This is a genomic window from Priestia sp. RMT2NF4 (assembly GCF_047872835.1).
Lineage (GTDB): Bacteria > Bacillota > Bacilli > Bacillales > Bacillaceae_H > Priestia > Priestia zanthoxyli.
Window position 1 is genome coordinate 1,368,007 of record NZ_JBLQZO010000001.1, and the last position, 22,817, is coordinate 1,390,823.

Sequence of the window (22,817 nt, forward strand, 5' to 3'; positions counted from 1 at the left end):
AACCTCCGCTAAATAGCGGAGGTTATTTTTTATTTACCCAGCCCACACGTCTTTTGCGTATCGGCCCTTTTCTTCTAGCTGCTGCAGCCATAAGCGAGCGTCTGCTTCACTTACTTCATGAACATCAGCATAGCTTTTAATAAGCGTTGCTTCAACGTCAGGTGCCATTTGGCTTCCGTCTCCGCAAATATAGAAGTGCGCTCCTTGATCAAGAAGTTCAATCAATTTCGTGCCGTCTTGTTCCATAACGTGCTGAACGTATGTTTTCGGCTGATTTGGTACGCGTGAAAAAGCGGTATGAAGCGTAATGACATCTTCATTTTGTGCGTTTTCAAGCTCTTCTTGATACAGATAGTCTTCATGAGGTGAACGGCAGCCAAAGTATAAATGCGCTTCTCCAAGCGACTGTCCTTGTTCTTTTAACTGCTTGCGAGCCTGCACAAAGCCTCTAAACGGCGCGACGCCTGTTCCTGGTCCGACCATGATAATCGGTGTTTCAGGATCTTTTGGCAGCGTAAAGCCTGACTGCGGTGTGGAAACAAAGCACGTAATTGTATCTCCTTCTTGCAGCTCAGCAAGATAGTTCGACGCAATTCCTTTATATTCTCCATATCCGCTCCACGCCTCTCCTGAGACGACGCTAACCGTGATGCTTGCTTGTTTTTCATCGACGCGAGGTGATGAAGAAATGGAGTAATAGCGCGGACGCATGCTTGGAAGAAGAGCGATAAATTCGCTGAATTCCATTTCACACGCCGGATATTTTTCAAGCAGTTCAAGCATTGTTAAGCGTTTTGCCAGCACTTTTTCTTTATACGCTTGCTTTTCAAGCAAGGCTTCAAGCTCCACTTTATGCGGCGGGCAGACCGTTTTAGCAGCCATTGCGCGAAGCTGTGCGCGCGTAACAGGATCTTGAAGCTCCACATATTGCAGAAGCTCTTCTACTGATACGGTTTTACCGAGTGGCAAATGCGCTAATTTTTCTTCTTCAGCTTCCAAACGGATTTGCTGTGATGCATCTAGACCGAACCTTGTCGTTACACGATTTACTATTCCTTCATAGTTGCGAGGAATAATACCTAAATGATCTCCTTCTTGATAAGAACCTTCTTTTGGAAGCTCAATTTCAAGATGACGCGTGCTTCGTTCACTGCCTGGTTTTTGTAGTTCTTTGCTTGCTACAACGTTCGCCGAAAAAGCACCGTGCATTTTCGCAAGCGGCATGTCCGCAGCGCTGTCGACAAATTGAAGTGAAAGCGTAGATTTATTATCTTCACTGTTTTCTATGTCGAGGTTAAAGTAAGCTGCTACGTCACTCCACATATGTTCACGCCATTCTTCGTATGTGCCTTCAAAGTCGTCGCTTGCATCTGCTTCGCCGCGTTCAGCTATGTTTTCTGCCCCTTTAGCTGCAAGCGTTTCATCGATAAAAGCAGGCACTTTTTGATAGGTAGTTGCCCAGTTTTTATCGCCGCATCCAAATACGGAGTAGCGAACGCCTTTTACTTCATCAGCAGACGCTTGGTCTAACCAGTCGACAAACTGCTTTGCGTTATCAGGCGGATGTCCGTTATAAGAAGCCGTTACAATTAAAACAGCTCCTTCACGCGGAAGATTTCCTGCATGGGAATCAAGCGTTGCAACCTGAGGTGCGAATCCTTTGCTCATCGCAATATCTGCTAAATCCCTCGCCGTTCCTTCAGCTGTTCCCATATTTGAACCGTATAACACAAGCAGCGGCGTATTATGAGCGTTCTCTACCTTTTTGCGTGCTTTTTTAGCAGGCTGTTCCGTGCTAGGTGAAGGAATGCCACCAAGCGGAATTTTTTTTGATTTTGCTTTTACAACAAAGCCTTCAGGTTTTAACGTTAAAGTTTCTTTAATATCCATCTCGTAGTTTGTATGATCTTCAAAATCAAAATGTTTTAGCATCATACCAAGTACAAGCGTTGCTTCATGAAGAGCGAACTGCTGACCGATACACGCACGCTGACCGTTTCCAAACGGTTTAAACGCATGCTGCGGAATCGCGCTTGGATTTTCAAAACGCTCTGGGCGGAACTCTTCCACATCGTCTCCCCAAATCGTTTTATCACGGTGAAGCTGAGGAATTAGAACCATCAGTTCATCGCCTTTTTCTAACGGATATTCTCCTCCAAGCACCGTATCCTCTTTTGCATATAGAGAAAATGCAGGAGCTGTCGGCCATAAGCGCAGCGCTTCGTTTAAGACCATGCCGACGTATTTAAGCTGTTTCACTTGTTTATAGCTTGGAACAGGATCTACTAAAACTCGTGCTGCTTCTGCTGCTGCTTTTTGTAATACATGTGGATTTTTCACTAAGAAATACAGCGCAAATGATAAAAGACCACTTGTTGTTTCGTGTCCCGCAATTAAGAACGTAATAATTTGATAGCGAATGTTCTCATCATCAAGCGGCTCACCTGTTTCTGGGTCTTTTCCGTTTAGCATATGCGTTAATAAATCATCGCTTTGTTCACCGCTTGCCTTGCGATCTGCGATAATTTTATCTACTAGATCGTTCATCACCTTAATATCTTCTTGAAACTGACGCTTATTTTCATCGTAGGCAGGATCATCTGGATTTGCTCGCTGCAGCTTGTTCATCGCTTCGTCTAGTGCACGAACCATACTTGTAATAAACGGGTGCGGCTGATCGCGATAAAAGCTGTTAAAGCGGTAATTAAAGCCGCAAAGACCGATTGTATCAAGCGTTAAGCGCGTCATATCTTCCGGTACTTCAATATGCTCATCTGCATTTAGACGCTCCCACTTTTGAATAAGCTGCACGGCGATATCGACCATCATCGCGTGATAGCCTTTCATCGCTTGCTGACTGAAGCTTGGAAGTAAGATATTATGCGCTTTTTTCCAGTTTTTTTCGTGCGTCCAGCTTGTAAATAAACCGTCTCCTGCAAAATCACGCACAAATTTAAGCGCTTGACTTAAGTTTTTATCAAAGCGGGATTCATCGCATGCTTCTTTAATTAGACGCTGACTTGATAAGTAGCGCGTCACACGTCCAGGCGCTTCAAATTTGAAGATTTCCCCTAATTCATCTGCAATTTTCATCAGCGTTTGAATCGGTTTATCTGTGTTTAATAACGGTAAGTTTTTAAGCTCTCCAAATGTTTTTGGCTGAGGCATTTCTTTAATTGTCATGTTATCCCTCTTTCACTTGTTAAGTTTCATGATTGTCTGCTAAGTGCTGCCCACAGACTCTCTTCTACGCCGGCAAGAAGTTCATCAGTTAAAGATAAATAGTCATTTTCAATCATTTCATATACTTCCATAAAGCTTCCAAATAAAATAGCAATGAGCGCATTTTCAGGAAGGTTTCTAATAATGCCTTGCTTTTGTCCTTCTCTGAAGAACGTGCAAACAAATTCCACCAGCTTTTGATAGGCTAAGCGACTCTCTTCTGTTAAAAAAGCTCCTTGACTATGAGTTTTAATAAAGCCAAGCGCACGAGGATGATTTTTAGTGAATGTCACCATACCTTCAAAGATATGATGAAATCCATCTCGATATCCTTCTCTTTCGTTAGCCAGGCCGCTTTCAATACACTGTAAAAACTCGTTTACATGCTGCTGAAACAGTTCGTTTACAAGGCTTTCTTTATTTTTAAAGTAGCGATAAATTGTTCCTGCTCCTACTTTGGCATTTTCTGCAATCATTGGCATCGTGGTTGCATCAAATCCTCTTTCTGCAAACAGCAGAAGCGAAGCAGAAAAAATCGCTTTTTGTTTTGTTGGAGTAGATTCCACTTTATCACCTCTTTCCAAAAACGGAATGAACGTTCATTCCGCTACAATTACAAGTATAAAAAACTGCTTCTTAATAGTAAAAAGATAACTAGACAAGTGGAAAGAAAAGGTTCTTTCACTCTAATTTTATACCATTTAAAGGTAAATAATGGAGTCTTTCAGAATATTTTATGCTTACAGAAAATTAGTCCACTTATCCCCTTGATTAACATAATTTAACACAATCTATTAAAGGAAGAAGTTTAAAGGAAAAGTAAGGTGGAAATAGAAAAGAGTTACACAAGGCGTAAAGGAGGATTAAAAATGAACCAAGCAAGAGTGATAGAATACGAAGAAATGCTTCGCTCAGCCATGCTTTCTAATAACGTAGAGTTATTAGAAGAATTACTTTCAGATGAGCTTATTTTTGTGAATCACTTTGGGCAATGGTTGTCAAAAGAGCAAGATATAAATGCTCATCGTTCAAAAAGTCTTGATATAGCGGGCATCGAAGTGTTGGAACAAGAAATTAAACTGTTTCAAGAACTTGCCGTTACCGTTACAAAAGTAGCGTTAAATGGGTCGCTGGCAACTGGTGAATCTATTGGAGGCGAATACTGCTATACGCGAATTTGGAAAGATGTTGAAGGAACATTAAAGGTTGTTTCTTGTCACTGCAGTTCTAGCGCATAATCAACGCTGCCATAATAAAAAACATCCCTTCTTTCATTTGCATTCGCAAAGAGGGATGTTTTTTGCTAGTTAAAAGATTTTCTTCCTGTCTCTGTCATCTTTTAAAATCTCCACGGCCTCACGGAAACGCTGTGAATGAACAATCTCTCTTTCTCGTAAAAATCGTAAGCTGTCGTTTAAATCAGGATCATCCGATATATCAATTAACCATTGATATGTAGCTCTTGCTTTTTCTTCTGCCGCTATGTCTTCATAAAGATCTGCAATCGGATCTCCTTTTGCCTGTATATACGTAGCGTTAAACGGAACGCCAGCAGCATTATTGTAATAAAGTGCACTATCATGGTTTACATAGTGTTCTGTCAATCCAGCTGCCTTCAGCTGCTCCGGCGTTGCATCTTTTGTTAGCTTATAAATCATCGTCGCAATCATTTCAAGATGAGCAAACTCTTCTGTCCCTATATCGTTTAGCAGTCCAACAACTTTATCGGGAATGGTATAGCGCTGATTCAAATAACGAAGTGCAGCTGCAAGCTCCCCGTCCGCTCCCCCGTACTGTTCCATTAAATATTTGGCAAGCGTTGGATTACACGTACTTACTTTAACTGGATACTGCAATTTCTTTTCATACACCCACATATAGTTCCCGCCTTTATCTGCTTATATTTGCCATGGCCAAGGGCTTGTTCCCCAGCTCCACTTCCCGTCGGTATAGCTGTTTCCATACTGCTGGAGCGGCCCGTACTTTGTTTCAAAGTTTCTTTTTAACTGCATAGCCTGCTGCGCGTATTCGTTAAACTGCTGCATAGCCTGCTGGTCATTTGGATGGGTATCTAAATACAGCGTTAATTCTACAAGTGCAAAATCAATCGCCTGTATTTCTTCTAAATCCTGATAGTACTCCGGAGGTAGTTTTTTCATTCTTCATCCCTCTTCTTATCTTTGTATGGATTTTCATAGTAGTCCCAAAAAGCCGGCCACAGCGTTCCTTTTTTTAGCGCTTCTTTCGGTGAAAACTGCTGCAGATTCGCGGGCTGAAATCCCATGTATAATTGAGGCGGCGTAGAATAATATTTAACTCCTATCGGCCGGCACGGATCATAGATACTGTGGAAAGGTTGATAGGTCTTAACCGGTGTAAACATCTTTTTTGGATTGTTATCCATGAAAAGTCCTCCTCTAAAAACACACTCTGTTTTATCCTATTCAGTTTTTATCGAGTTCATGAAGGAATTCCTTCCCGACTTAAGAACCAAACTTTTCTTCATAAAAAAGACCTATGTAAAAAACGCTATAGTTGCCCAATCCCTTTAGGCAGCTTTCTCATACTTTATAAAATAGTGATTAAGAAAATAGAGGTGCTTAAAAAATGGACATTAATTACATGGATTTTTATTTTTACCCAGCACGATTTCCTGGACCTCAACTCCCGCCCGGTCCACCTAGACCACCAGGCGGTTTACCTACACCTGACCCGCAGCAAGCTCCAACTTCCCCTCCGCCGGCATTTATTCCAGCTCAGCAAACGGCAACTCCATTTGCTGTTGACCCAGGAGCCATTTCTCTTTGTCTATTCCGCAATACGTTCATATGGCTTAGAAACGGCTCTAGCTTCTGGTATTTCCCTATTTTTGTAGGACCGCGATCGGTTGCAGGATTTAGATGGAACGGACGTTTTTGGACCATTTTCGGTGTCGATACACGACAAATTGTTTCGTTTACGTGTTTTTAAACGTTAAGAAAAGAGATTGAGACATAGCTAAATCAATACAATTTAAAGACGATAAAATTGAATACATGAACTAGTATCGGTGGCTTGTTACACTGCTGTTGATTTCCGTGCATGGCTTCGCTTTCCGCGGGCGGCCGGTGAGCCTCCTCGTCGCTTGCGCTTCTACGGGGTCTCACCTGTTCCGCTTTTCCCGTAGGAGTCTTCGCCTTGCCCTCCAATCAACAGCTAGAAATAACTGAATAAATATACGAAGGCTATGTTCACCATACTAATAAAAAATCCGAATGAGTTTGATTCTCCATCAAGAATCAAACTCATTCGGATCTTCCTTCAACTAACATATTTTTATCCCAGCCTCTTTTTTGCTTACTAGCTACTATTACACGATTGTTCTTATTCCAAAACCAATCAGCAGCACTCCGCTGCATCTCTGAAAAACTTTTTGAAACATCGGTTTTTTAAGCCATTTTTTCACGTAATCTACTACATACACTAAGATTAAAAACCAACCTACCGCTATGAGTGTAAGAATAAAACCAAGCATAAGCAGCTGCTGATTCGTGTGAGCATCCAAGTTGATAAACTGTGGCATGAATGTAATATAAACCAATACCGTTTTAGGGTTAAGAAAATTACTAAGAGCTCCCTGTATGTATGATTCTTTATAGGCGTGATTAGATGAAGGCTTAACAGCTTTTTCTTCTTCTGAAATGTGCTCCAATGAGAGCGTATTTTTTGTCAGAAATACCCTGATACCTAAGTAAAATAAATACGCGGCACCTATATATTTAATGGTGTTGAACAGATACACCGACTGCGCGATAGCAACAGACAAGCCAAGCACAGCAATTAACGTCCAAAACGTGAGGCCTGTAGCCATGCCGAGTATGGTAAAACGTCCTGCTTTTGCTCCGTGATGAAGCGTATTTTTCATGATAAGAATCGTATCAGCACCAGGTATCATTGACATAACCAGCGCCATCAGCATATAAGCAGCTAAATGATCCACAGCTCTTCTCTCCTTTTTAAGCTATTACTAGCATTCTGTTTTCTTTTCACTTTCAAAGATTTTCATGTATTGTTTTGGCGTTAGCCCCACCTGACTTTTAAAAAATCGAGTCAAATGACTTTGATCACTGAATCCAGTTAAAAAGGAGACGTCAATCGGTTTTTGTCCCTGTTCTAGAAGCTTTTTAGCCTGATTGATTCGAACTGTTTCTAAGTAGCTGTATGGAGAGATTCCTTTTTGCTTTGTAAAAGAGCGCAGCAGCCGGTATTTGCTCCATCCAATTAGCTTACTTAATTCATCCAGCGTGATCTTGTTTGTATAGTTGTCTTCCAAATAGCTGCAGATTGTTTTGATTTCATCAGACGTGTCAGCAGCTGACGAAAAAAAGGAAAGGTTTGAATGATCGTGCATGAGCTCTTCTAGCAAATATAAAAATAACTCTTCTTTCTTAAACTCCCGTTCACCATTTAAAATTTGTAAATGAAGCTCTTTTAAACTAGAGACAGCCTCACTTCGTTGTACCACATTGCTGTTAAAACGCGGAAGACTTTCACTTCCGTTAATGTCAAAAACAGCTTTTTTCATCGCGTCTGGCGTCACGTTAATACAGCGATAATCAAGCGTTTTGCCGTCTATTTGTTCACAGCTATGGACATCATACGGATTAAACAGCAGCAAATCGCCTGGATTAATGATGTATTCTTTGCCTTGGCAAATTAAATGACGCTGACCTTCTTCAATAAATCCAATCACATAATACTCGTGAAAATGAGCAGGGAACTTTTGCATAATTCCTTTAAAACGGTAAGCTTCAATATGTAAATCAGCGTCAACGTGCGCTGTCCGAATTTCTTTTGCCATTAATAAATCACTCCTTGTCACATCTTAAGCTTTTTAACCATACCATTGACTCGAAAATTTTTCTTGTATGATATTGCAGATAAGATTTTCTTTATTAACTTTATCCACTCACCCCTAAGAGTGATTTCTCTTCTTTCCTCTAGTAATTTTCCGCTCAAATGATAAAATATAGACACATTTTATGGATGAAAGAAGGGATACCGTGAAATATAGACAAATTAAATGGCTGATTTTGCTTCTTCCAACTCTGACCATCGCACTTTGGGAGTATGTTCGCCATGCCTTTTTGCTCCCTTACATCTCAATGGACATGGGAAATGTTCTTTCTCCGCTGCTTGTCTTTTTTGTAACGCTTGTCTTTGTCCGCTATTTATTTTCTATTTTAGAAAAAATACAAGAAGAACTAAGGCAAGAAAAAGAAAAGAAAGCTGCGCTTATTGAGCGTGAAAAATTAGCTCGTGAACTGCATGACGGCATTGCGCAGTCGCTGTTTCTCCTATCTGTTAAAATGAACAAGTTCGGAAGAAAAAACAACTTAGAGCAGGATCCTGATTTTATCCGAATGAAGCAAACTCTGCAGCATGTTCATGACGATACGCGCCAAGCGATTACAAATTTAAAGCACTCTCCTTCAGACTCTTCAGAAAGCTGGACTGAAAGCATTCATCAATACGTCGATGATTTAACACATACTCATTTACTAGATGTCAATTTAGATTGGAGACTGTCAGAAACAACGCTTTCGAGAAAAGAAAAAAATGAGCTGTTTGCCTGTGTGAAAGAAGCTGCTATGAACGTCATTAAACATGCAAAAACAAATAAAATCTGGATTACAGCCGGTGAAACGGCCGGCGGATGGATTTGTGAAATTACAGATTTCGGTATAGGTTTCACCTCTGAATCTCTTAAGGCCGGTCTTGGCCTGCAAATTATGAAAGATCGTGCTAAAGATATGAACTGGGACTTTTCCATTCAACGAAAACATAACCAGACCATTGTTAGTATTAAAAAGGAGGTTACGTAAATGCAGCCGTTTCGTATTTTGATTGTAGATGATCACGCTCACGCAAGAGAAGGCATTCGCGATATTTTAGAAGAATACGAAGATTTTATGATTGTTGGCGAAGGAACCAACGGGCAAGAAGCAATCGAACTAACCGAAAAATTAATGCCTGACATTGTGCTAATGGATATTAAAATGCCCGTGATGAATGGATTAGAAGCGACAAAACAAATTAAGCTTCAGTTTCCGTATGTTAAAATTGTGGTCATCACGGTTTCAGACGATATTACGGATTTGTTTGATGCGTTGAAAAAAGGAGCCCAGGGCTATTTGTTAAAAAACCTGCAGTCTGAAGTGTGGTACGACTATTTGCGTGCGTTCGCTTTAGATGAAGTTCCTATGTCAAAAGAAATTGCATTTCAAATTTTAAAAGAGTTTCCGCAGGAAACATCGATTACAAAGCCAGACACTCCCCTGTCTGCACGGGAGCTTGAAGTACTTCAATTAGTGGCTAAAGGGCTGTCAAACCGCGATATCTCGGCGCAGTTATTTATTTCTGAACACACGGTAAAAAGCCATTTGAAAAATATTTTAAGCAAGCTTCATTTAGAAAACCGCGTGCAGCTGACAAGCTATGCGTTTCAAAATGGCTTAATGAACTAACAGCTTTTACGAGCTGTTTTTTTGTGTCTTGGTAGATGTGAAACATTCTATTTTTCTATAAATTATCTGAAAACTATCATAGAATTATTAGCATCGGGATATTGAAAGTCAAAGCCGATTCTTATAGGATTTTTTTAGAAGTAAGCATTAAAATTAAACAACTACTTGGGGGATGCTATGAAATTTTTGAGAGCGCTTTTCAAACGAAAATCTGTATGGTTTATTTTGATAGGAACCGCTGTTTTTGTATACATAAACAATAGCTCTTTATTGACAAAAAGAAGCGGACAGCCTCTCCTTCTTGCTCATAGAGGTGTAGCTCAAACGTTTAATATAAAAGGCCTTCAAAACGACACGTGTACAGCGGAACGCATCTACAAACCTGAGCATTCGTTTATAGAAAATACAATTCCTTCTATAAACGAAGCCTTTAAAGACGGTGCTGACATAGTCGAGCTTGACGTTCACATTACAAAAGACAATCAGTTTGCTGTGTTCCATGATTGGACGCTCGATTGCCGGACAAACGGAACGGGCGTAACACGAGATTACACGATGGCGGAATTAAAAACGCTTGATATTGGGTACGGCTATACGGCAGACGGAGGAAAAACGCATCCTTTTCGCGGCAAAGGAGTTAACCTTATGCCTTCTCTAGACGAAGTGATGAAATACTTTCCGCACAAATCTTTTCTTATTCACGTAAAAAGCAATGATCCTGAAGAAGGAAAAAAACTAGCAAAGTACTTGTCACAGCTCTCTAAAAAACGCTTAACAAACATCACTGTGTACGGAGGAGACGAACCGATTGATTCGCTGAAAAAAGCGATGCCCAATCTAAAAGTTATGTCAAAAGCAACGATGAAATCTTGTCTTATTCCGTATATAGCAACCGGGTGAACCGGATACGTGCCTAAAGCATGCGAAAACACTGAACTGCATATACCTGAAAAGATCGGACCTTTTCTGTGGGGATGGCCAAATCGCTTTTTAAATCGAATGGATCACAGCAATACCCGGACGATTATTGTAGGCGGAAACGGAAGCGAATTTTCCACAGGATTTGATTCTGCCAAAGACATAAAACGCCTTCCAGCTAATTATTCAGGTGGAATTTGGACAAATCGTATTGACCGTCTAGGTCCTTATTATGAAAAGAAAAAGGAATAAACGAAAAAGCATCTGCCCTTTCCACGTGAAGCAGATGCTTTTTTTATCCATGCCCTCCTTTTATAATCCCCAACAATCACTCTCAGGGGTGATGGCTAATTCTCCCTTTCCTTCTATAATAAAAGCACGTTAGTTAGTAAAAAGGAGGAAAAAACGATGCAGGAAAAGCGCGAAGAATCAGCGAGTACAACGAAAAAAAGCACGGCGCGTTCTCAAGGTCTATACAAAGCCATATGGCGCTGGCATTTTTATGCGGGTTTAATGTTTACTCCGTTTCTTCTTATATTAGCTGTTACGGGCGGGATGTATTTATTCAAGCCTCAAATTGAAGAAAAACTGTATCACGACTTCTATCATGTACAAGCTCAGTCACAGTCCGTATCCCCTTCAACACAAGTACAGGCTGTAAAGGAAAAGTATCCAGACGCTGATGTGTTGACGTATAAGCCCAGTGATCGCTCTACTCGTTCTTCAGAAGTAGGAATTTCATTAAAAGACCATACATATACGATGTTTGTTAACCCTCACAATGGTCACATCATAGGAAAAGTAGATGATTCCAGTCGCTTGATGAATCAAATTGAAGAATTTCACGGAGAGCTGATGGCGGGAACAGCAGGTGATCGTATCGTAGAACTTGCGGCCTGCTGGGCAATTGTCTTAATTGTAACCGGCGCTTTTTTATGGTGGCCGCGCAAAAAAGACAAAATAAAAGGCGTGCTGATTCCTCGTTTTTCAAAAGGTAAAAACGTACTGATACGTGACCTTCATGCAGTACCGGCCTTTTGGATTTCAGCGGGGATGCTTTTTCTCGTACTAACAGGACTTCCGTGGTCAGGACTGTGGGGCAATGCGTTTCAGCAAGTCGCCACAAACGCAGGTGTTGGGTACCCTCCGTCTATTTGGGTAGGAAGTGCTCCTACTTCAACCGTGCAAACAAAAGATGTTGCGGACGTGCCTTGGGGAGCTGAAACGTTAGAAGTGCCAAGCTCCACAGCTTCGCAATATACAAAAGTATCGCTTGATGACATTGTAGGGATTGCAAAAGAACAGCATATGCACGACGGCTACACCATTTCTATTCCGCAAGACGCTCAAGGTGTGTATACGCTCTCTGTTTTTTCACCAAGAGCTCAAGATGAAGCAACCATTCACCTTGATCAATACACCGGAGCTGTGTTAGCCGATTATCGGTACGACAACTATGGATTTATGGGCAAATTGATTGCGCTTGGTATTACGCTTCATAAAGGCACACAGTTTGGATTTATCAATCAGCTTATGGGCCTTATTATTTGTATCGGAATTGCTGGTATCGCTATCAGCGGATCCTTACTGTGGTGGAAGAGAAAACCAGCTAAAAACATGGGGGCTCCTAAAGTTCCTGAAGGAAGTGCAATGCGAATCGTGACGTGTATAATCGTCGTGTTTGGTATCCTCTTTCCTTTAGTCGGACTGTCCTTAGTTATCGTGTGGCTTTTAGATTTCTTTGTTATCAAACGAATTCCAGCATTGAAGCGATTTTTAAACGCATGATTGATGAAACGATGTGAGGTGCAGTAACAATGAATAAATGGAAAATGTCCGGACTAGTCATACTCAGTACGCTTGTGCTTTCCGCGTGCTCCGTAAACAGTGACGCAGACCAGCTCTACAAGCAGCAAAAGCCTCTGTCGGCGCATGTGATGCTTCCTGAAAATATAGAGCCACAGAGCACACAGGTACTAAAAGTGCACGTAATGCAAGAAAATAAAACGGTGGATGATGCCAAAATCGTTCAGTTTAACGTGTGGAAAAAAGATGCTCCCGGTAAAGTTGAAACAATAAAGGCACATTATGACGGCAGTATGTATAAAGCAAAAGCTGCCTTTAATGAGGATGGTATTTACTATATTAAAACCGATATTAATGCTCGCGGTGAGCACATTCTTCCTACTCAGCAAGTCGCAGTAGGCAAATTATCAAAAGAAGAGTTACGTTCACTGCAGCCAGCTGAAAACGAAACGCATCATCACCACTCTCATCATTAGACATAAGCTCACGTTCAGCAGCTGAACGTGAGCTTATGTTTGTGTTATGAATTCTAGCTAGTTCCATTATATGTTTTTACATTTTTTTCTTATTACTTTACAATAAGAGTGATAAACGTTTTATAAAGGAGTTTTACAGGTTGAAAAAAATTGTTTCTGGTATTTTAATTTTAGTGATAGCCGTTATTGTTATGATTGAAGGAAATCCGTTAGAGCAGAACTCTTCAACGAATCCCTCCTACGATGAAGTCATTACCTTCCCTGCTGATCGTTACCCTGAAACTGCAGCGCACATTCAACATGCAATCGATAAAGGAAAATCGGCTGTTTGTACAATCAATCGAGACGGTGCTGAAGAAAACCGCCGTGAGTCTTTAAAAGGCATTCCGACTAAAAGCGGCTATGACCGAGATGAGTTTCCGATGGCCTTTTGTGAAGAAGGCGGAAGCGGCGCAGATATTGAATATGTAAAGCCTTCAGACAACCGAGGCGCCGGGTCTTGGATTTCACATCAAGTAGATGAGTTTCCAGACGGTACGAAGGTTTTAATTGAAGTGAAGTAAAAAGAATGGTCATTGCTACCATTCTTTTTTTATGTTGAGAGCCTGTATAAGAAAAAGAATAAAAAAGGAAGAATTGTTCTTGCCTAAAGATACTCTTCACTTTTAAAATAAAAATGTATGTTATACATATATGCATCATCGTTTTATAGGAGGAATGAGTTTCTTGGACAATCTATGGCAGCAGTTACTTCCTGCCTCATGGCAATTAACTTTATTTATTTTCTTTTTTGTCTATATCTTGCGCTACAAACAAGAGAATAAATTCAGCATGCAGCTTCACGTGCTGCTTAAGTTTCTTTATGCCGTTATTTTGATTTTAAATGCGGTGTTGTTTTTAGTGGAAAGTCAGCGCGATTTTCTTTTTTATGCAACGCTTTTCATGAGTATCCTGACAATTATTTTGATGGAGTTCACGCTTTCTGCAAAAAAACAGAACGAGCTTGATTTTATTTCAGCCGTTTCTTGCTGTGTTCTTCCGATTTTTATTTCTTTACTTGAACTTAGTTAATGAACCAAAGGCCTCTGGTGATTCAGAGGCCTTTTTATGTTATTGATCTTTGTTGTTACGATCCATCATATCTTTTGGATCTTCTACAATATCTTCCGGATCACGGTTGTTGTCTTTTTCATCATCTTTATAGATGTTGTCATTTTTATCTACACCAGGTACGTTATTGTTGTTATTCATATTGTCTAAACCCGTGTTGACAAACGCCACGTATACTTTGTCAATTTTACTATCTGCTTCTCTCACACGGTCCGCAATTTTTTGTTCAAAATCAGTTGAAACTTCATGGTAAGTATCGCCGTTATACGTTACCGTGTTCACCTTGCCGTTATCATTGTTGTCCGCTGCGTCATTTCCAGCTAGGTCTACTGTTACATAGGCGTTGTTATTATCACGAAGCACATATGCATCATCAACTTCCTTCATATCTTCTACATTTTGCGCTGCTTCAACTGACTTGGTCGGCTGATCAGTATTATCCATTGGGATATTGTTATCAACTCCGTCGTTTGTAGAAGTGTTGCGTAAATCATTTTGAGTATTGTCCATTGCGTTATTGTCCTTATTTCCTCCGCACGCAGCTAGGCCTGAAAGGAAAAGAACCGAAGAAGCAATGATAAGTCCTTTTTTCATTTTTTCCATCTCCTTAAATATAGTTTGCAGTCGTATTATGCTTAATTATTGCAAAACTATTCAAAAGAGACGGAGAAGTGAAAGCCTTTTTTCTAACTATGCTTAACGCCGCTAGCCATACGATAAGGAACATTTCAAGATTGCAGCTGTACTTATTCACCTAACAGCTTTCGGACAGCTACTGACAGCGTATTGATATGACGTTCTACGTTTGCCTCTTCTGCAACTTGTTTCTGTTCATCGACGTTGTAAACCGGCGCTGGATTTTGTGTAATTCCATTAATCGTTGTAGCCATAAAAGCTAGCAGGTCATCTGCTGGTACAGCCGGAGAGAAATTCTTTACTTCTATTTGTTCCGTAATAAAGTCGTGAAGCTTTTTTTGAATATATTTAAGGTTTGATACTTCAACTAGCTGATCTTCAATTTTCATAAAACGCTGAGGGTCTTTTGAATACAACGCTACTAGTTCAAAGTAAATTTCTCCTCCCGCTGTCATTGATTCCTGGATATGCTCTCCAATATACATAATGAAATCATGCAGCATTTCAAAGGAGTCTTTCTTTGTCTGAAGCAGGGCTTCAATTTTATCTTTTACTTTATAGCTGAGGCTTTCTTGATTAAGAAGTCCGACAAATACTTCATCAAGGTTTGAAAAATATTTGTACACGCCTCCTTGACTCATTCCAGCTTCCAAAACGATATCTCGCATGGCTACATCATGCACCGGTTTGCTCTTGCATACTCTTTTGGCTGCTTCTAAAATCTCTTGCTTCTTTTTTTCAGCGTATCCTTCCCTTACTTTTGGCATTTTTTTCACGCTCGCTTACTTTTTATTTATTCCCGAATGTCTCGAGTGTATTAATAATCACCTGAGCTGCTTTTTCAGCTCCTTGTTCAGCTCGGATTTGTTTTCCGATTTCTTGTGCTTTGGATTGAATTTCATTAACTTGCGTATAGGAAATAGCTGCGGATAATTTTTCAGCCGTCAATTCTTTTCTAGGAATGGCTTTTGCTCCAGCTCCCAGCTCATAAATTTTTCTTCCCCAAGCGAATTGGTCATTTCCATAAGGAATAATAACACTTGGAACACCGGCTCGAAGGCCTTCGGCTGTTGTTCCTGCTCCTCCGTGATGAACAACGGCAGACATTTTAGGAAACAGCCACTCATGAGGGATATCTTTTACAAATAAAATGTCTTCTGTTATCTCCTCCGTGTGATTCATTCCACTTCCTCCTATATTGATGATACCTCGTTTCCCCGCAAGTTTTAAAGCTTTAATCACTAAAGCAGTCGTTTCGTCTGCGTTTTGTTTATCCCCAATACTTCCAAATCCAATATAAACCGGCGGTTCTCCATTCTTTAAAAATCTTTCCAGCTTCTCTTCCGGCTGATAGCTATGGTCACTGTCCATAAACCAATTTCCGTAGGAATGAACGTGTTCAGGCCAATCTTTAGATACGGAAAATACGGCGGGACTTGATGAAATAATAGTTGGGTTAGCTGCTGTACGCTGCTTTGGGTACGGACATAAAAAATCTTCAGGTCCTTCTCCATGCTGCTGAACCCAATATTTTTTTAAAGGACCACTTACTACTTTCCAAAATCCCCATTCAAAAATGCGATGCGTCAGCTTATTGTATATTTTTCCAAATCGTGGTCGATCATAAAAAATTAAAGCTGGATAGTCTTTTGTTGGTGTCATTGGAAAAGGGCTGGCTAAGATACTTGGTATATTCATCTCTTTAGCAGCAAAGTAACCAACTGCCGCACCTGGATGATATACAATTGCATCGGCTCCTTTGCATGCTTTGTGCAAATCTTCTTGTATATTAATCATCATACCCATCATCTTTTCATTTTTTAAGCTTGAAAAAAATTTGAGAGGATTGTCTGCATTAATTGCGTCGTCTGCTGCTCCGCTCTCTATAATTTTAGAAACATTTCCTCGAAGCATGGCATATTCAAACCCGTACGATTCTATGAAGTTTTGGTAAGCTTCTGAAGCGGCAATTCGTACACGGTATCCTTTCTTTTTTAGCTCTAATCCTAAAGCCATAAAAGGCTGGGTGTCTCCTCGAGTTCCTGTTGTTAACATCGTAATAAGCATCATTTCAGCCTCCTTATATTAAAACGACAACTATGTCGTTTTAATATAATGTACCCTTCTCCGATTAATTCGTCAACAAAAACGACAATATTGTCATTTTTATTGCTATCCTTTCTTTTTCTAAGGCTCTTTTCGTAAAGTTACATAGTTGAATTTGCTGGTCTTAAGTCCAAAAACGTAACATAGATGTCTTTAATCATTGAGAAAGCGCCTCCTGAAAGAGTATTCTAAAGATAACCCCCTCTTTATAAAGAATGAAAAAAGATGCTTCGTGTTTTAAACGAAGCATCTTTTTCTATTGCAGCTATGAATGCCTACCTACTTTTTTAAGTTAAACTGCTCGTGAAGCAGCTAATTTCTCGATTGGGGCTTGTTCAATGTCTGCTGCTGAAATATGCAGCAACTTTTCTAAAATAGCCGTTATGCCCTCATTTGTTTCATTACTTTTTTTGTAGTCATTAATATGCTGGTTTAATTGCTTTTTATAAGCCTCGGTATGAATGAGCCACTGACTTAAAAGCTCTTTTGTTGCCGTTCTTTCGTCTTCGCTTTTAGCTCCAAATAAACTTTCCATATCAGGTTCTTGAATAATTAGCTTACTAAAATCTTCGCTTACTGCAAGCCAAAAATAGTTTTTTTCGTATTCGTAATATCTGTGTTCTTTTAATAAAAAGTAGCCAATTTCAAATTCAATGCGATAGAGCGGCTGGTTAACTTTCGGCGCATGAAGGCTTTTAAAGTTAATATGCTCTGCATCGTCTACATAAACTTCTGAACCGTATTGGGTTTTAATAATTTTAGCGTCTACTGTATTCATGATGTTTACCTCTTTAGGGATATTATGAGAGAACGCGTGCATTCTTTTTCTAGAATGCGCACGTTCTTTATCTTTTACTTAGTTTTGAACAGCGTTTTTCCAATCAGCCGCAAACTTTTCAATTCCTTGTTCGGTTAAAGGATGTTTAACAAGCTGCTCAATTACTGAATACGGAATAGTTGCAATATGAGCGCCGGCAAGGGCTACGCGTGTAACGTGGTCCGGATGTCTTACAGAAGCCGCAATGATTTGAGAGTCGATATTTTGAATGCGGAACAGCTCGGCAATTTTAGCCACAAGCTGTACGCCGTCTTCTGAAATATCATCAAGGCGACCAAGGAATGGAGATACATACGTTGCACCTGCACGGGCTGCTAAAAGCGCTTGGTTTACAGTGAAAATAAGCGTTACGTTTGTTTTTACACCTTTTTTAGCAAGGTAGCGAGTCGCTTCTAGTCCAGCGAGTGTCATTGGAAGCTTAATCGTAATGTTTTGATCTCCGCCGTTAATTTTGATTAATTCTTCTGCTTGCGCAATCATATCTTCTGCTGTTTCGGCATCCGGCGTCACTTCTGCTGAAACGGATTCTACTTCTGGAACGGTTTTTAAAATTTCTTCAATACGATCTTCAAACTTTACGCCTTCTTTGGCAACAAGAGAAGGGTTCGTTGTAACACCAGATAAAACGCCCAATTTGTATGCTTTTTTAATATCGTCAAGGTTTGCAGTATCAATAAAAAATTTCATTTTTTCATTCCTCCATTAGTTTTTTTTACTATACCCACTATTTCACTTGTTATTTCTTTTCCACAGCATGACCGCCAAACTCGTTTCGAAGCGCGGAAACTACCTTTCCTGTAAAGGTATCATCTTCAAGTGAGCGATAGCGCATCAGTAAAGACATCGCAATAACCGGCGTAGCTGTTTGAAGGTCTAGAGCCGTTTCTACCGTCCATTTCCCTTCACCAGAAGAGTTCATAACTCCTTTGATGTCATCTAGCTTAGCATCTTTAGAGAATGCATTTTCGGTTAATTCCATGAGCCATGAACGAATAACAGATCCATTGTTCCACACTCTCGCCACTTTTTCGTAATCATAGTCGAACTGGCTTTTTTCGAGAACTTCAAATCCTTCTCCGATTGCAGCCATCATGCCGTATTCAATGCCGTTATGAACCATTTTTAAAAAGTGACCGCTGCCTGCTTCTCCAGCATATAGATATCCGTTTTCTACTGCTGTATCGCGGAAAATAGGTTCAACAATTTCCCACGCTTCACGATCTCCGCCAATCATATAGCAAGCTCCGTTACGAGCGCCTTCCATTCCGCCAGATGTCCCAACGTCCATAAAGTGGATTTTGTTTTCTTTTAACTCGTTATAGCGTCGAATAGACTCTTTGTAATGAGAGTTTCCGGCTTCAATAACGATATCTCCTTCAGCTAAAAGAGGCGTCACTTCACTAATAACAGAATCAACAACCGTATGAGGAACCATCAGCCATACAACTCTTGGTGTTTCGAGTGACTGAACAAGCTCCTGTAAGCTTGATACTCCTGAAGCACCGTACCCTTTCATTTGTTCAACTGCGTTTGAATTTACGTCAAATGCTACAACGTCATGACGCTGATCCAGTAAGTTTTGTCCTAAGTTAATCCCCATTTTCCCTAAACCAACTAATCCTACTTTCATGTGAACCGCTCCTTCTATTTATCTTTTTATCTTCTTATTTAAGCCTTTAGTAATTCATTTGCCTGTGCCACTACGTTTTCTTCTGTAAATCCAAACAGCTTCATCACATCAGCTCCGGTTCCTGAAGCACCAAATGTGTCAACTGCTAAAACTTTTCCTTTTGGCCCTACAAAGCGTTCCCAGCCAAGTGAAATTCCCATTTCTAGAGAGATTCGTTTTGAAACAGATTCAGGCAAGACGCGTTCTTGATACTCTTTTGACTGCTTGTTAAACAGCTCCCAGCTAGGCATCGCTACAACTCGTACGGATGTACCTTCACGTTCTAGCTGAGCTTTTGCACTGACCGCTAGTGCTACTTCAGAACCTGTGGCGATGAAAATCATCTCCGGCTTATCGTTTGTTTCGGTTAATACGTAAGCACCTTTAGCTAGGTCGTTGATATTTTGTTTTGTTTCTTCAAATACAGGCAAGTTTTGACGGCTAAGTACTAAGGCTATAGGACCTTCCGCTTGCTGAAGCGCATAAGCCCAAGCGCTTGCCGTTTCGTTTGCATCAGACGGACGGATAACGGTAAGCCCTGGAATTGCACGAAGAGAAGCTAAATGTTCAACCGGCTCATGAGTTGGTCCATCTTCTCCTACTGCTATGGAATCATGAGTAAACACATATGTGACCGGCAGCTTTTGCAGTGCAGCTAAACGAATCGCTGGACGCAAGTAATCATTAAAAACAAAGAATGTGCTCACAAACGGCTTCACACCGCCGTGAAGGGCCATTCCATTACCGGCCGCTCCCATTGCATGTTCACGTACGCCGAAATAAATATTTCGATTACCGAAATATCCGGGTGCGTAAGGGCCTTCTTCTTTAATGTCCGTCATCGTGGAATGCGATAAATCAGCGCTGCCTCCAAAAATAGATGGCACAGATTTAGTGAAATAATTAATCGCTTCTCCGCTTGCAACACGCGTCGAAATCGCTTTTTCCGATGAGAATGTTAAAATATCATTCACTTCAATTAACGCTTCGCCCATGATGGCACGTTCTAATTCATCAGCCAGCATAGAGTATTCTTTTTGGTAAGAAGCAAACAGTTCGTTCCACTCTGCTTCTGCTTTCATCCCTTTTTCTTCTAGCTTTTCAAAATGAGCTTTTACTTCTTCTGGAACATAGAAGTTTTCTTCCGTTTTCCAGCCGTAGGCTTGTTTTGTTGCTTTTGCCTCTTCTTCTCCAAGCGGATTGCCGTGTGCTTTATTTGTTCCCGCTACTTTCGGGCTTCCGTAGCCAATAATTGTTCTCACTTCAATAAGCGTTGGCTGTTCCGTGTTCTGTTTCGCTTTTTCGATGGCGCTTGTGATTTCATCCACGTCATTTCCATCTTCTACACGTAAATACTGCCAGTTCGCAGATTCCGCTCTTTTTTGGATATTTTCGCTAAATGAAAGATTTAATTCCCCGTCTAACGAAATATCGTTGGAGTCATATAAAGCAATAAGTTTACCAAGCTTCATATGGCCAGCCATTGACATCGCTTCATAAGAAATGCCTTCCATTAAGTCACCATCGCCTACTAACGTATACGTATAGTGATCAATAACAGAGAAATTTGGTTTATTAAATTTTGCTGCTAAGTGGGCTTCTGCCATTGCCATTCCGACTGCATTTGCAATTCCTTGACCTAAAGGACCTGTTGTTGCTTCTACGCCGTCCGTATGGCCAAATTCAGGATGACCCGGTGTTTTACTATTTAGCTTGCGGAAGCTTTTTAAATCCTCTACTGATACATTGTATCCGCTTAAATGTAGCATGCTATACAGTAAGCTTGAGCCATGACCGGCTGATAAGATAAAACGATCTCGGTTAAACCAGCTTGAATTTGCCGGATTATGCTGTAAGTGATTCGCCCACAGCGCATAGGTCATCGGAGCCGCTCCCATCGGAAGTCCAGGGTGCCCTGAATTAGCTGCGTTCACCGCGTCAATTGACAGGGTGCGAATCGTATTAACTGCGAGTGTATCTATGTTGGTACTCATGTGTCATCCTTCTTTCAATTTGTTCGTATTAAACTGGCTGTACTTCTCGTGATTGACTTGCTGTTTCTTCATCCAACCACCATTTAAAACCGTCTTTTTCTAAAAGCTCATTTGATGCGTCAGGGCCGTGTGAACCAGCAACATAGTTGTGAAGCGGCACTGTATTTTCCTGAAATGCTTCAAGAAGCGGCTGAACCCATTCCCAAGCTAGCTCTACTTCTTTCCAATGAGCAAAAAATGTAGAATCTCCGGCGCATGCATCTGCAATAAGGCGTTCATATGCTTCCGGCGCTCCTTCTTGCTGACCTGAAAAATTAATTTGTACAGGCTCAATATGACCATGATTAAATGGATTTTTGCTGTTTAACTGCAGCGTAATATTTTCGTGCGGGTTAATTTCAATGATCAACAGATTTGGAGATGTTGTTTCTCCTTTGTCTAAGTACAACTCTTTTAGCGAGTCTTTGAATTCAATAACAATTCGCGTCGCTTTTTCCGCCATTCTTTTTCCTGTACGAATGTAGAAAGGAACGCCTTTCCAAAGCGAATTATCGATATATAGTCTGGCTGCTAAAAACGTGTCCGTCTGAGAAGATGGTGATACACCGGGCTCATTTATATAGCTCGGCACTGAAGCCCCGTTTATTTTTCCAGCCTCATATTGACCGCGAACAACGTCTAGATCCATATCTTCTTTTACAAGCGGACGAAGCGCTTTTAACACATTTATTTTTTCGTTTCGAATATCATCAGCGCTAATGCGGGCCGGTAAGTGCATAGCCGTCATCATCAGCATTTGCAGCATATGATTTTGAACCATATCTCGAATGGCTCCTGAATGGTCATAATAGCTTGCTCTTTCCTCTACGCCGACCGTTTCACTTGCTGTAATTTGTATATTCGCAACATGTTCGTTATTCCATAATGATTGAAGAATAGGATTAGCGAATTCCAGCGCTTCTAAATTTTGTACCATCGACTTGCCAAGATAGTGGTCAATGCGGTAAATCTCTTCTTCTTTAAACGCTTTGCTTAAGTTTTCGTTTAATTGACGAGCTGACTGTAGATCATGGCCAAACGGTTTTTCAATAATTAACCGTTTCCAACCTTTTGTAGCACCTAAGCCACTGTCTTTAATATGCTCGGCAATCGTACCAAAAAATTCTGGTGCAACGGATAGATAAAACATTCGGTTGCTTGGAATGTTTCGTTCCTCTTCGCGTGCTTCTACTAGATTTAACAACTTTTTATAATCTTCAGCATTCGTTGCATCCAATGGGCTGTAGCGAAAAGCTGAAAGAAAATGCTGCATAAGAGATGAATCTTTTTCGACGCGACGTGAAAAAGTATGAATAGACTCTTTTACTTTTTCCTGAAATTCAGCGTCGGACATCTCCCTTCTGCCTAGTCCTACAACAGAAATTGATTTAGGGATTTTCCCGTCTACAAATAAATTATAGAGTGCAGGATAAATTTTGCGTTTCGCTAAATCACCTGTTGAACCGAATAAAACAAAAGTCATCGCTTCCATATCTC

23 protein-coding genes and 1 pseudogene are annotated in these 22,817 nt (G+C 40.6%); 9 read left to right on the forward strand and 15 right to left on the reverse strand.

All coding sequences use genetic code 11. From position 1 onward, the window contains the following. Positions 1–33: 33 nt before the first annotated feature. Complete coding sequence (locus ACMX9J_RS07185) at positions 34–3,183, reverse strand: bifunctional cytochrome P450/NADPH--P450 reductase (protein WP_416225564.1); 3,150 nt, start codon at positions 3,181–3,183, stop codon at positions 34–36. Between the two features lie 26 nt (positions 3,184–3,209). Continuing rightward, the gene (locus tag ACMX9J_RS07190; protein WP_028414486.1) at positions 3,210–3,788 is read right to left on the reverse strand and encodes a TetR/AcrR family transcriptional regulator; all 579 of its coding nucleotides are present in this window, start codon (positions 3,786–3,788) and stop codon (positions 3,210–3,212) included. Positions 3,789–4,091: 303 nt separating this feature from the next. On the opposite strand from ACMX9J_RS07190, the gene ACMX9J_RS07195 reads away from it, so the two are divergent. After that, entirely contained in the window at positions 4,092–4,460 is a 369-nt protein-coding gene (locus tag ACMX9J_RS07195; protein ID WP_033580511.1) for a nuclear transport factor 2 family protein, read from the forward strand. Positions 4,461–4,529: 69 nt separating this feature from the next. Here the strand turns inward: ACMX9J_RS07195 and cotJC are convergent, their stop codons facing one another. From cotJC to ACMX9J_RS07210, 3 genes are read right to left on the reverse strand one after another with little or no spacing between them, the layout of a single operon-like run. Further along, positions 4,530–5,099 (reverse strand): spore coat protein CotJC, encoded by a 570-nt coding sequence (cotJC, locus tag ACMX9J_RS07200; RefSeq protein WP_416225565.1) that lies wholly within the window; start codon positions 5,097–5,099, stop codon positions 4,530–4,532. Positions 5,100–5,120: 21 nt separating this feature from the next. Next, complete coding sequence (locus tag ACMX9J_RS07205; RefSeq protein WP_025751042.1) at positions 5,121–5,381, reverse strand: spore coat protein CotJB; 261 nt, start codon at positions 5,379–5,381, stop codon at positions 5,121–5,123. Beyond that, complete coding sequence (locus ACMX9J_RS07210; protein ID WP_033580510.1) at positions 5,378–5,626, reverse strand: spore coat associated protein CotJA; 249 nt, start codon at positions 5,624–5,626, stop codon at positions 5,378–5,380. The genes ACMX9J_RS07205 and ACMX9J_RS07210 overlap by 4 nt, the downstream gene beginning before the upstream one ends. A gap of 203 nt (positions 5,627–5,829) precedes the next feature. Between ACMX9J_RS07210 and ACMX9J_RS07215 the strand changes: the two genes are divergently transcribed. Then, positions 5,830–6,192: a hypothetical protein gene (locus ACMX9J_RS07215; RefSeq protein ID WP_033580509.1), complete on the forward strand. Its 363-nt coding sequence runs from the start codon at positions 5,830–5,832 to the stop codon at positions 6,190–6,192. A 379-nt stretch (positions 6,193–6,571) separates the two neighbouring features. Here the strand turns inward: ACMX9J_RS07215 and ACMX9J_RS07220 are convergent, their stop codons facing one another. After that, the gene (locus tag ACMX9J_RS07220; RefSeq protein ID WP_028414490.1) at positions 6,572–7,201 is read right to left on the reverse strand and encodes a LysE family translocator; all 630 of its coding nucleotides are present in this window, start codon (positions 7,199–7,201) and stop codon (positions 6,572–6,574) included. A 27-nt stretch (positions 7,202–7,228) separates the two neighbouring features. Further along, positions 7,229–8,062 carry an AraC family ligand binding domain-containing protein gene (locus tag ACMX9J_RS07225; protein ID WP_028414491.1) on the reverse strand — a complete coding sequence of 278 codons (834 nt, stop codon included), beginning with the start codon at positions 8,060–8,062 and terminating at the stop codon, positions 7,229–7,231. Between the two features lie 202 nt (positions 8,063–8,264). On the opposite strand from ACMX9J_RS07225, the gene ACMX9J_RS07230 reads away from it, so the two are divergent. The 7 genes and pseudogenes from ACMX9J_RS07230 (at position 8,265) to ACMX9J_RS07260 (ending at position 13,999) form a co-directional block, all read left to right on the forward strand. Then, complete coding sequence (locus ACMX9J_RS07230; protein ID WP_416225566.1) at positions 8,265–9,086, forward strand: sensor histidine kinase; 822 nt, start codon at positions 8,265–8,267, stop codon at positions 9,084–9,086. Continuing rightward, positions 9,087–9,728, forward strand: coding sequence for a response regulator (locus ACMX9J_RS07235; RefSeq protein ID WP_033580507.1), 642 nt, complete (start codon positions 9,087–9,089; stop codon positions 9,726–9,728). A gap of 177 nt (positions 9,729–9,905) precedes the next feature. Further along, positions 9,906–10,898: pseudogene (locus ACMX9J_RS07240) on the forward strand (glycerophosphodiester phosphodiesterase family protein). A gap of 156 nt (positions 10,899–11,054) precedes the next feature. Then, a complete protein-coding gene (locus ACMX9J_RS07245; protein WP_274862588.1) occupies positions 11,055–12,434 on the forward strand; it encodes a PepSY-associated TM helix domain-containing protein in 1,380 nt (459 codons plus the stop codon). Between the two features lie 29 nt (positions 12,435–12,463). Continuing rightward, positions 12,464–12,928: a FixH family protein gene (locus ACMX9J_RS07250; protein WP_221832550.1), complete on the forward strand. Its 465-nt coding sequence runs from the start codon at positions 12,464–12,466 to the stop codon at positions 12,926–12,928. A gap of 191 nt (positions 12,929–13,119) precedes the next feature. Next, positions 13,120–13,491, forward strand: a complete 372-nt coding sequence (locus tag ACMX9J_RS07255; RefSeq protein ID WP_416225692.1) for a DNA-entry nuclease — start codon at positions 13,120–13,122, stop codon at positions 13,489–13,491. A gap of 154 nt (positions 13,492–13,645) precedes the next feature. Further along, complete coding sequence (locus ACMX9J_RS07260) at positions 13,646–13,999, forward strand: DUF1516 family protein (RefSeq protein WP_223272376.1); 354 nt, start codon at positions 13,646–13,648, stop codon at positions 13,997–13,999. 39 nt (positions 14,000–14,038) lie between these two features. Here the strand turns inward: ACMX9J_RS07260 and ACMX9J_RS07265 are convergent, their stop codons facing one another. From ACMX9J_RS07265 to zwf, 8 genes are all read right to left on the reverse strand, one after another. After that, a complete protein-coding gene (locus tag ACMX9J_RS07265) occupies positions 14,039–14,632 on the reverse strand; it encodes a hypothetical protein (protein ID WP_028414498.1) in 594 nt (197 codons plus the stop codon). Positions 14,633–14,784: 152 nt separating this feature from the next. Beyond that, positions 14,785–15,441 carry a TetR/AcrR family transcriptional regulator gene (locus tag ACMX9J_RS07270; RefSeq protein ID WP_416225567.1) on the reverse strand — a complete coding sequence of 219 codons (657 nt, stop codon included), beginning with the start codon at positions 15,439–15,441 and terminating at the stop codon, positions 14,785–14,787. Positions 15,442–15,463: 22 nt separating this feature from the next. After that, on the reverse strand, positions 15,464–16,744 hold the full coding sequence (locus ACMX9J_RS07275) for a glycosyltransferase (protein WP_416225568.1): 1,281 nt from the start codon (positions 16,742–16,744) through the stop codon (positions 15,464–15,466). 328 nt (positions 16,745–17,072) lie between these two features. Then, positions 17,073–17,558: a hypothetical protein gene (locus tag ACMX9J_RS07280; RefSeq protein WP_416225569.1), complete on the reverse strand. Its 486-nt coding sequence runs from the start codon at positions 17,556–17,558 to the stop codon at positions 17,073–17,075. A 78-nt stretch (positions 17,559–17,636) separates the two neighbouring features. Next, complete coding sequence (gene fsa, locus ACMX9J_RS07285) at positions 17,637–18,305, reverse strand: fructose-6-phosphate aldolase (RefSeq protein ID WP_013083988.1); 669 nt, start codon at positions 18,303–18,305, stop codon at positions 17,637–17,639. A gap of 49 nt (positions 18,306–18,354) precedes the next feature. Further along, entirely contained in the window at positions 18,355–19,248 is an 894-nt protein-coding gene (gene gnd / locus ACMX9J_RS07290) for a phosphogluconate dehydrogenase (NAD(+)-dependent, decarboxylating) (RefSeq protein WP_047750468.1), read from the reverse strand. 38 nt (positions 19,249–19,286) lie between these two features. Continuing rightward, positions 19,287–21,281: a transketolase gene (gene tkt, locus ACMX9J_RS07295; RefSeq protein WP_416225570.1), complete on the reverse strand. Its 1,995-nt coding sequence runs from the start codon at positions 21,279–21,281 to the stop codon at positions 19,287–19,289. Positions 21,282–21,309: 28 nt separating this feature from the next. Beyond that, positions 21,310–22,812: a glucose-6-phosphate dehydrogenase gene (gene zwf / locus ACMX9J_RS07300; RefSeq protein ID WP_416225571.1), complete on the reverse strand. Its 1,503-nt coding sequence runs from the start codon at positions 22,810–22,812 to the stop codon at positions 21,310–21,312. Positions 22,813–22,817 lie beyond the last annotated feature (5 nt).